We start from the raw sequence: 9,473 nt of genomic DNA, 5'->3' as shown, positions 1-9,473 counted from the left end.
TAATCTGTATTGTTAAAGAGCGCGAACCAATCAAAACAGCTTGTGCTATAATAACCAGTTCGTGAATCACTGCAGCAGCAGCGAAGAAACCGAACTATACCCAACAACCCAACCAGCGTCAACACCCAAAACAACTCAAATATACCCAACAAACACTAAACAAATGTTTTATATGAGAATTTAGTTATATTACTTTCTCAAGACAAAAACAACTAAAGCCGTTTTTGATAAACGGCTTTAGTTGTTTTACTACCAACATTAATCGGCAAATTGTTTTTTCATCTGCTCGCGACGCTCTTGCGCTTCCACAGAAAGGGTTGCGGTTGGCCGGGCAAGCAAACGCTTCAATCCGATAGGTTCTCCGGTATCTTGGCAATAACCGTATTCTCCTTCATCTATCAAACGAATGGATGACTGAATTTTGCTCATAAGCTTTCTTTCTCGATCACGCGTGCGCAATTCAAGAGCATACTCTTCTTCTTGGGTTGCGCGATCGGCAGGATCGGAAGCGGATTCATGTTCTTGCAAATGCCCCGTAGTAACGTTGGCTTTTTCAATCAATTCTTCTTGAAGTTTCACCAACAGCTCACGGAAAAAGTTTAGATGATCTTCATTCATATAATCTTCTTCAGGGCCATTCCAATTGAGAATGTCTTGTTCTGTCAGCTTTGCCATATATGTTTCTTTCTTTATTTCAGGTTGATTATTATTGTCACGGCAGTTGGAACCGTGGGTTATTCTAACCAATCGATCTTAACCTTTGATTGTATTGGTTCAGTAAGGAGCAAATCATAACACGAGCACAGCACAATACTATCTATTTAGATTATATTTACCGAAAAAACTATTTTATAACGTATTGGTTCCGCCACACTTCTAACTACATAATCTATGTTTGGCTACGACAAGAGCCACAAATCCAAACGGTAAATCAAGTTAGGAGAAAATGTTACCAGCCAAATCCATAAAATTAATACTAGTATACTGCCTGAGAAATCGTATCGGCCTATCTTGAAATAGACAAACGGGCGCAATAAGGGTTCGAATATATTGTTTAAAACGGGTAAAAGTTTGCTGTTTTGATTGTTAAAACTTAATACCATACGGGCGAAAAGTCCGATAAACAAAAGATAGGCTGATGTTTTGGTCATGCCGATTAAGGTATAGCACAAGATAGCGACCAAAGATTTCACTGGATTCGCATGGGGCAATGATAAGAATACAATCAGAGCAAATGCGAGATAATAAACAGCCGCTGCCGCAACGATACAAGCGATATCCCAACGGCCGGTTGGCTTGAATACTTTTCTTATCGGACGAACCAGCCATTCAGTGAATTGTTTGCAAAACCGTGCAATCGGATGATCAAAATGCATTCTGCCCCATTGCAACAGGCAACGGCCGATGCATAGCATTGCAAAGCCATCTGCCAAAAGCTGGATAATTTTTTGCAACATAAGTTTCTCTTTCAGACAGGCATTCTGCTTACATTATGCCTGATTTAAATCATTGGGCAATTCATAAACCAACCTGGTTCAAATTAAAATATTGCAGGCTTATTTATTCAAACTGTGCGGCAATTTCCTGCGAGCGGGCCACACAGGCATCTACGCCCCATCCTATGGCTTCTGCAACTTGATGTTGCTTGAAAGTTTCAATAGCTGCGTGTGTAGTACCGCCTTTGGATGTTACATTCTGCTGCAAAACTGCAAAGCTTTCTCCGGTTTGCTCTGCCAAAGCAACTGCACCTTTAAAGGTTGCCAAACTCAATGTCTTTGCCGTTTCTTCATCAAAACCCTGAGCTTTAGCCGCTTCCTGTAATGCATTCATTAAATAATATACATAAGCAGGTCCGCTGCCGCTAATACCGGTAACCGCATGAATCTGAGCCTCTTCATCCAACCAAATCACCGAACCGGAAGGCCGCATCAAGTCGGCAGCCCGTGTTTTATCTGCTTCGCCAGCGCCATCCGCTGCGTAAAGGCCACTCACACCCATTCCGATTTGCGAAGGCGTGTTCGGCATGATTCGGATAATGCGCCGCGTTCCGCCGAGATATCGGCTCAGCGTATCCACACTCAAACCAGCCGCCACCGAAAGCACCAACGCGCCATTAGTCTGCACTCCAAAGCATGCTTTTTCCATATCTTGAGGTTTTACCGCCAACACCAACATATCTTCTGCCGTTAACGGCGGCAAAGTTTCTGAAGTACGCACGCCATAAAGCGCCGCCAACTTTTCGCGCTTTTCTGCACCACGATTCACCACATGCACTTCGCCCTGTTTGCCTTTACGATGCAAACCGGCAACAATGGCAGCCGCCATATTACCGCCGCCTAAAAAATAAATAGTCATATCCTGCATACTCCTATCAGAGTAGGGTTCCTAAATAAAATGGTACACGTAATGCCTGTCTGAAACTATCTTTCAGACAGGCATTCTACAAAATCAAGCATAATTGCGTTTACCGAAAATCGCACTGCCTATCCGAACATGAGTCGCACCACAAGCTACTGCCAACGGCATATCGGCAGACATGCCCATTGATAACACATCAGCCTCCAAACCAGCCGCCTGCAATTGCTTCAGCAAATCCTGCATCAACAGAAACTGCCGCCCCAACTCATCTTCATCAGCATCCGCCTCTGCCACGCACATCAATCCACGCACTTTCAAGTTCGGCAATTTGCTTACCGCCAAAGCCAACGCCACAGCATCTTGCGGCGGCACACCATGCTTGGCCGCCTCTCCCGAAACATTCACTTCGATACACGCGTTTAAAGGCGGCATATGTTCCGGCCTTTGCGCACTCAACCGCTCGGCTGTTTTTAACTTATCAATGGTATGCACCCAATGCGCCCGCTCGGCCACAAACTTGGTTTTATTCGATTGCACCTGCCCGATAATATGCCAAACCAAACCAGGCAAATCCGCCAGTTCTTCCGTTTTGGCATACCACTCCTGAATATAGTTTTCACCAAAATCACGCTGCCCCGCCGCATAAACTTCACGGATATCCGATGCCGGAAACGTTTTGCTCACCGCGATCAAATGTATGCTTCCGGCATGCCGTTCGGCAGCTTTTTCCGCCGCTGCAATCTGCACCAACACAGATTGGTAATTTTGTTGCAACATCGTCATGATTTCACCTCGGTTTGCGCCGTTTTACCGGCAAATACAATTTTTGCATGGTCTAAACGGACGCGATTATTTAGAATATGCAGGATTTTTCAGTGGCTGAAAGCCCACCAAACGTATCTTAATAAAACGAGACCACATTATGCAAATTACCGACTTACTCGCCTTCGGCGTAAAAAACAAAGCATCCGACTTGCATTTAAGCTCCGGTTTGCCGCCCATGATTCGTGTGCACGGCGATGTTCGCCGCATCAATCTGCCTGAAATGACCGCAGAAGAAGTGGGGCACATGATCACCTCAGTAATGAACGACCACCAGCGCAAAAATTACCAGCAAAATCTGGAAACCGACTTTTCATTCGAATTACCTAACGTTGCACGCTTCCGTGTGAACGCGTTTATGTCTAACCGCGGCCCGGCTGCCGTGTTCCGTACCATTCCCAACACCGTATTGACTTTGGAAGACCTCAAAGCACCGCGTATTTTCCAAAAAATCGCCGATACCCCGCGCGGCTTAGTTCTGGTTACCGGCCCTACCGGTTCCGGTAAGTCCACCACGCTGGCGGCCATGATCAACTACATCAACGAAAACCATCCGGCGCACATCCTCACCATCGAAGATCCGATCGAGTTTGTGCACGAAAGCAAAAAAGCGCTGATTAACCAGCGTGAACTGCACGAACATACCCACAGCTTTGCCAACGCACTGAAATCGGCACTACGTGAAGACCCTGACGTGATTCTGGTGGGTGAGATGCGCGACCCTGAAACCATCGGCCTAGCATTAACCGCTGCCGAAACTGGTCACTTGGTATTCGGCACCCTGCACACCACCGGCGCTGCCAAAACCGTTGACCGTATTGTGGACGTGTTCCCGGCCGGCGAAAAAGAAATGGTTCGCTCCATGCTTTCCGAATCGCTGCGTGCCGTGATTTCACAAACCCTGCTGAAAACCAAAGACGGCCAAGGCCGTGTGGCTGCCCATGAGATCATGATTTCCACCCCTGCCGTGCGTAACCTGATCCGCGAAAACAAAATCGCCCAAATCGGCTCCGTGCTGCAAACCGGCCAAACCCACGGCATGCAAACACTGGATCAAGCGCTGCAAAATCTGGTTCGCCAAGGCGTTATCAGCCCGGAAACCGCCCGCGCCAAAGCGCAAAATGCCGACTTCGCGTAACCCGTTTCAGCAAGGCAGAATATTATGTCAGACCAATCACACAAAGACTTACAAGACCTGCTCAGCAGCATGGTTGCCGCCTATGCCGACAAACAAATCGCATCAAGCGGCCCTTCTTTCCAACAGAAACCCACCCCTTCGGCCATCGGTGTACACATTCATCCGATTTTAGACCGAATGTGTTTTGATGCCGAAGACCGGGGCGCATCCGATATTTTCATCAGCGCAGGCTTTCCGCCGGCCATGAAGCTCAACAGCAAGTTGATGCCGGTTCCGATGCCGATGCTGACCGCGGAAGATACCAAAGCCATTGTCGATTCAACCATGAACGACGAGCAAAAAGAAATCTTCAAACGCGAATTGGAATTGAACTATTCCATCCAATCGAAAAGCAACACCCGCTATCGGGTAAATGCCTATCACGAACAAGGCCGCGTTGGTTTGGTATTGCGCCGCATCAACACCGAGATTCCAACCGTAGAAGAGCTGAACCTGCCTCCGATATTGAACGATTTGATTTTGAAATCCCGCGGCATGCTGATTTTGGCAGGCGCAACAGGCTCCGGTAAATCCACCTCAATGGCTGCGATGCTCAATCACCGCAACCACAACCTGCCCGGCCACATGATTACCATCGAAGACCCGATTGAATATCTGCACACGCCGAAAAAATGCATCATCACTCAGCGCGAAGTCGGCATCGATACCGAAAGCTGGGATTTGGCGGTGCAAAACGCGATGCGTCAGGCACCTGATGTTGTGTGTATCGGTGAGGTACGTTCTCAAGAAAGTATGGAATATGCTTTGCAACTGGCGCAAACCGGCCACTTGTGTGTATTCACCATCCATGCCACCAACGCCAACCAAGCCATTGAGCGCATCATGAACCTTTACCCTGAAGAGCGCCATAAACAGGTATTGGTGGATATTGCCATGAACCTTACCGGAATCATCGGCCAGCGCTTGGTGGTGAAAAAAGGCAACAAGGGCCGCACAGCCATTGTGGATCTGCTGATTAACTCGCCCGCTGTTCAGGATTTGATTTTCAAAGGCGAATTGATGGCAATTAAAGAATTGATGCAGCGCTCAACAGAAGAAGGCATGCAAACCTTCGACCAAAACCTGTTCCAGCTCTACACCGACGGCGTCATCGACTACAACGAAGCCCTGCGTCAGGCGGACTCCGCCAACGACTTGCGTTTGCGCATCCAGCTTCACGAAGAAGGCGGAAAATCAGAGCATCTGTTTGACCGTGTCAGCGATTTGAATCTGATTTAAAGCAGTAAAGCCTTAATATCCGTTCATAACAATGCCTGTCTGAAAACTTATTTTCAGACAGGCATTGTTTTAAGCAGGCATCAGTTTTTGCGTGCGGTAACAAATTCAGCCAAGCCACGCAAGCGGGCGGCTTTCCCGCCGAAAGGCTCCAACAACGACACAGCGTCGGCAACCAGCATTTCCGCATAAGCGCGGGCATCGGCCAAGCCCATCAGTTTTACATAAGTCGGTTTATCATTATCCGCATCTTTACCGGCGGTTTTGCCCAAAGTGGCGGTGTCGGCTTCACAGTCGAGCACATCGTCAATCACTTGAAAAGCCAAGCCCAGTTTTTTGGCATAACCATCCAAACGTGCCATATCATCATCGTTCAGATTCGGGCAACACAATGCGCCGAGCATCACGGCGGCTCGAATCAGCGCGCCGGTTTTCAAGCCGTGCATCTGCTCTAATTCAGCCTGGTTCATCGCTTTGCCGACATTGGCCAAATCGATCGCTTGTCCGCCCGCCATACCGAGGCTGCCGGACGCTTTTGCCAACACACCCACCATTTTTAACTGGCGCGCAGCGGGCAGATTAGCCGGGCGGCTTAACACATCAAACGCCAGCGTTTGCAGCGCATCACCTACCAAAAGCGCGGTTGCTTCGTCGTATTGCACATGGCAGGTCGGCTTGCCGCGGCGCAGGCTGTCGTTATCCATCGCGGGCATATCGTCGTGCACCAACGAATAAACATGCACCATTTCAATCGCCGCCATCGCCTGCTCCACCGCGGTAAAATCGGCTTCGCCCAACTCGGAAGCCGCCAGCACCAAAAGCGGGCGCAGGCGTTTGCCGCCGCCGAGCGTGACATAACGCATGGCTTCGTGCAGGGTGTTGGGCACGGTATGGCTTGCAGGCAGCACACGCTCAAGCGCAAGCTCGGTTTGTGCCTGCGCTTTTTGCTGCCACAATTTCAAATCATTCGCTTGCATCAAGATTCAGCTCCTTCAGCTCGCCCGCATCTAAAACTTGCAGCTTCTGTTCCACTTCGGCCAATTTGGCTTGGCAGTATTTCACCAATTCGTTGCCTTCTTGGTAGGCGGCAAGCGCTTCTTCCAGCGGCATTTCGCTGCTTTGCATAGCTTGCGTGAGCGTTTCTAAACGCTTGAGCGCTTCTTCAAATGATTTGGGGGCGGCGGCTTTTTTCATGATGAGGTTTGGATGGTTGAGTGAAAACGGCATTGTAACATTTTCGGCTGTGTGCCGCAGAAATGGCATAGGCAAAGGCAATGCCTGTCTGAAAAGTTTTCAGACAGGCATTGGAAGGTTCTTTAGCATTATTGCCCTCGGCTATGTAAATAGCCGAACACCAGCCTGCTGTCGATTTCGCCGCTTTTGCCGACCCGCACACGCTCGTGGCGGCTGAGCAGGGGAAACAGGGTTTCGATGCCGTCTTCGGGTGATACTTCGGGCAACGGTGCTTCGCTCAGGGGCAGCAGGCCGAGTGTGGCAAGTTCGCTGATTTTGCCGTAGTCGGTGCGGGTGCTTTGGAAAAAGGAGCGGATGAATTCGTTGGCCGGCCGGGTTTGAATCTCTTCCGGTGTGCCCGCTTGCTGGAGCTTGCCGTTTTGCATCACGGCGATGCGGTCGGCCAAGCGCATGGCTTCGTTCATGTCGTGGGTAACAAACACGATGGTGGTGCCGAGCTTTTGGTGGATTTCGGCCACCATTTCCTGCAAGGCGTTGCGGGAAATCGGGTCCAGCGCGCTGAAAGGTTCGTCCATCAGCAGCACGTCGGGCTTGGCGGCGATGGCGCGCAAGATGCCGATGCGCTGCTGTTCGCCGCCGGAGAGCTCGTGCGGATAGCGGTGGGCGTATTTTTGCGGAGACAAACCCACCATTTCGAGCAGCTCGGTAGAGCGGCGGCTGCGTTCGCTTTTTTTCCAGCCGAGGATGTCGGGTATCAGCTCGATATTCTGTTTTACGGTCATGGTGGGAAACAGGGCAATCTGCTGCAACACATAACCGATGCGGTGGCGCAGGCGGCGGATGTCGTAGTCTTTGATGCGTTGGTTGTTGAAATACACGTTGCCGTCGGTCGGCTCGACCAGCGCGTTAATCATTTTCATGGTGGTGGTTTTGCCGCTGCCGGAAGGGCCGACAATCACGAAAAACTCGCCTTCGTTGATGGTTAAATTCAAATCGCTGATAACGGTTTTGCCGTCGTAGCGCTTGGCAACATGGTCGAACTGGATAATCGGCTTCATGGCTGTTGCTCCAGCAGTTTGTGTTTGTTCAGATAATCGGCCGCCACTTGTGCCGGCGTTTCACCGCCGTTTTTCACGCGGTAATTCATTTCCGACATTTCTTCTTCGCTGATTCTGCCTGCCAAACGGTTAAGCGCGCCGACGATTTCGGGGTTTTGCTCGGCAAACTCGGCTTTCATCAGCGGCGCGCCCTGATAAGCGCGGAAGAGCCGCAAGTCGTCTTTTAACATGTAAAGATTGTATTGGCGGATTTCGGCATCGGTGGAATAGGCGTCCACCAGATTGATGCGGCCTTCCTGAAGCGCGGTGTAACGCAGAGCCGGCTCGATACTGGAAACGTGTTTGAGTGGAATGCGGTGGGTTTCAGACAGGCCTTTGTAGCCGTCTTTGCGGTCGATAAACTCCAGCGTAAAACCGGCGCGTACTTGGTTTTTCACTTTGGCCAAGTCGGAAATATTCACCAAACCGTGTGCCCGCGCGTAATCCTGCGGCAGCGCGAGTGTATAAGTATTTTGGTATTTCATGGCGGGCAACAGGCGCAAGTTGTGCTGCTCGGCAATCAAGCGGCGCGCCAGTGTATAGGTTTCTTCGGGGCTGAGCGGGCGGTTTTTCTGGGCTTCAGGCAGCTCCACCAAGCTTTCGATAACCGTGCCGGTAAACTCGGGATAAATATCCACTTCGCCGCTTTTAAGTGCGTTGAAAAGAAAACTGGTTTTGCCGAAATTGGGCTTCAACACCACATCGATTTCCGGGTTCTCCGCCTCAATCAGCATTTTATACATATTGATTAAAATATCCGGCTCGCTGCCCAGCTTGCCCGCAATCACGGTTTGCTTGCCGCCGCTGTGGCTGCTCCACCATTGCGCGCCCAGCAGCAACACGGTACTTACCGCCACCAACACCAGCACAAAGCCCGCTCTTTTCCGTTGCAGCCAATACACCAACCCGCTCACCGCCACCGCCAGCAGCGCGGAAGCCACTGCGCCGATAAAAGTCAGCGCCATATTGTGGCGGTCGATACCGAGCAGGATGATGTTGCCCAAACCGCCCGCGCCGATTAACGCAGCCAGTGTGGCCGTACCGATAATCAGCACGGCGGCCGTGCGTATGCCGGAAACCATAGCCGGCAGCGCCATCGGCAGCTCGATGCGGAAAAGCTTCTGCCAGCGCGACAAACCGAATGCCGTGGCCGCTTCCTGCACCGAAGCATTGATTTCAGACAGGCCTAAATAAGTGTTTTGAAAAATAGGCAGCAGCGCATAAAGCGTGAGCGCAATCAAAGCCGGCGGCGTGCCGATGCCTACAAAAGGAATCAGCAAGCCGAGCATGGCCAGCGAAGGGATAGTTTGCAGGATATTGGTGAGCTGCAACACCACTTCGGCCTGCTTTTTGTGTGAGGAAAACCAAACCGCCAGTGGCACGGCTATCACGATGGCACACAAAAGCGCAAGCAGCGAGAGCACAAGGTGCTCGAAAGTGGCGGTCAACAAATCATGTTTGCGCTCCAGAAGCGTTTGCAAAATGGCATTCATAAATATTATCTGGGGATAGTTGGCAGGCTGGGCGAAGCTGGCTGCTTTATTGAAGCATGGGAATGATATTTTTGATTATGCGGCCAATATTAATGA

10 protein-coding genes are annotated in these 9,473 nt (G+C 50.4%); 2 read left to right on the top strand and 8 right to left on the bottom strand.

The window, feature by feature from the left end:
• Positions 1-258: 258 nt before the first annotated feature.
• The 4 genes from dksA to AKG09_RS10460 all read right to left on the bottom strand — a co-directional run bounded on the left by dksA (position 259) and on the right by AKG09_RS10460 (position 3,141).
• Entirely contained in the window at positions 259-675 is a 417-nt protein-coding gene (gene dksA / locus AKG09_RS10475) for an RNA polymerase-binding protein DksA (RefSeq protein WP_040666724.1), read from the bottom strand.
• A gap of 224 nt (positions 676-899) precedes the next feature.
• Positions 900-1,457, bottom strand: coding sequence for a YggT family protein (locus tag AKG09_RS10470; protein ID WP_054619386.1), 558 nt, complete (start codon positions 1,455-1,457; stop codon positions 900-902).
• A 103-nt stretch (positions 1,458-1,560) separates the two neighbouring features.
• On the bottom strand, positions 1,561-2,355 hold the full coding sequence (proC, locus tag AKG09_RS10465; protein WP_054619385.1) for a pyrroline-5-carboxylate reductase: 795 nt from the start codon (positions 2,353-2,355) through the stop codon (positions 1,561-1,563).
• Positions 2,356-2,448: 93 nt separating this feature from the next.
• Positions 2,449-3,141: a YggS family pyridoxal phosphate-dependent enzyme gene (locus AKG09_RS10460; protein ID WP_054619384.1), complete on the bottom strand. Its 693-nt coding sequence runs from the start codon at positions 3,139-3,141 to the stop codon at positions 2,449-2,451.
• Positions 3,142-3,280: 139 nt separating this feature from the next.
• Here AKG09_RS10460 and AKG09_RS10455 point away from each other — a divergent pair, with 139 nt between their 5' ends.
• The gene (locus tag AKG09_RS10455) at positions 3,281-4,318 is read left to right on the top strand and encodes a type IV pilus twitching motility protein PilT (protein WP_054619383.1); all 1,038 of its coding nucleotides are present in this window, start codon (positions 3,281-3,283) and stop codon (positions 4,316-4,318) included.
• Between the two features lie 24 nt (positions 4,319-4,342).
• Complete coding sequence (locus tag AKG09_RS10450) at positions 4,343-5,596, top strand: PilT/PilU family type 4a pilus ATPase (RefSeq protein WP_054619382.1); 1,254 nt, start codon at positions 4,343-4,345, stop codon at positions 5,594-5,596.
• Between the two features lie 80 nt (positions 5,597-5,676).
• On the opposite strand, the gene AKG09_RS10445 is transcribed toward AKG09_RS10450, so the two are convergent.
• The 4 genes from AKG09_RS10445 to AKG09_RS10430 form a co-directional block, all read right to left on the bottom strand.
• Entirely contained in the window at positions 5,677-6,570 is an 894-nt protein-coding gene (locus tag AKG09_RS10445) for a polyprenyl synthetase family protein (RefSeq protein WP_054619381.1), read from the bottom strand.
• A complete protein-coding gene (locus AKG09_RS10440; protein WP_040667269.1) occupies positions 6,557-6,787 on the bottom strand; it encodes an exodeoxyribonuclease VII small subunit in 231 nt (76 codons plus the stop codon). Before AKG09_RS10440 ends, AKG09_RS10445 begins: the two co-directional genes overlap by 14 nt.
• A 128-nt stretch (positions 6,788-6,915) precedes the next feature.
• Positions 6,916-7,845: an ABC transporter ATP-binding protein gene (locus tag AKG09_RS10435; protein WP_054619380.1), complete on the bottom strand. Its 930-nt coding sequence runs from the start codon at positions 7,843-7,845 to the stop codon at positions 6,916-6,918.
• Positions 7,842-9,377: an ABC transporter permease/substrate-binding protein gene (locus AKG09_RS10430; RefSeq protein ID WP_082391992.1), complete on the bottom strand. Its 1,536-nt coding sequence runs from the start codon at positions 9,375-9,377 to the stop codon at positions 7,842-7,844. Before AKG09_RS10430 ends, AKG09_RS10435 begins: the two co-directional genes overlap by 4 nt.
• Positions 9,378-9,473 lie beyond the last annotated feature (96 nt).

Source organism: Neisseria sp. 83E34 (assembly GCF_001308015.1).
Lineage (GTDB): Bacteria > Pseudomonadota > Gammaproteobacteria > Burkholderiales > Neisseriaceae > Neisseria.
Note: the sequence above shows the minus strand (reverse complement) of the source record. Positions and strands in the feature narration are given on the sequence as shown.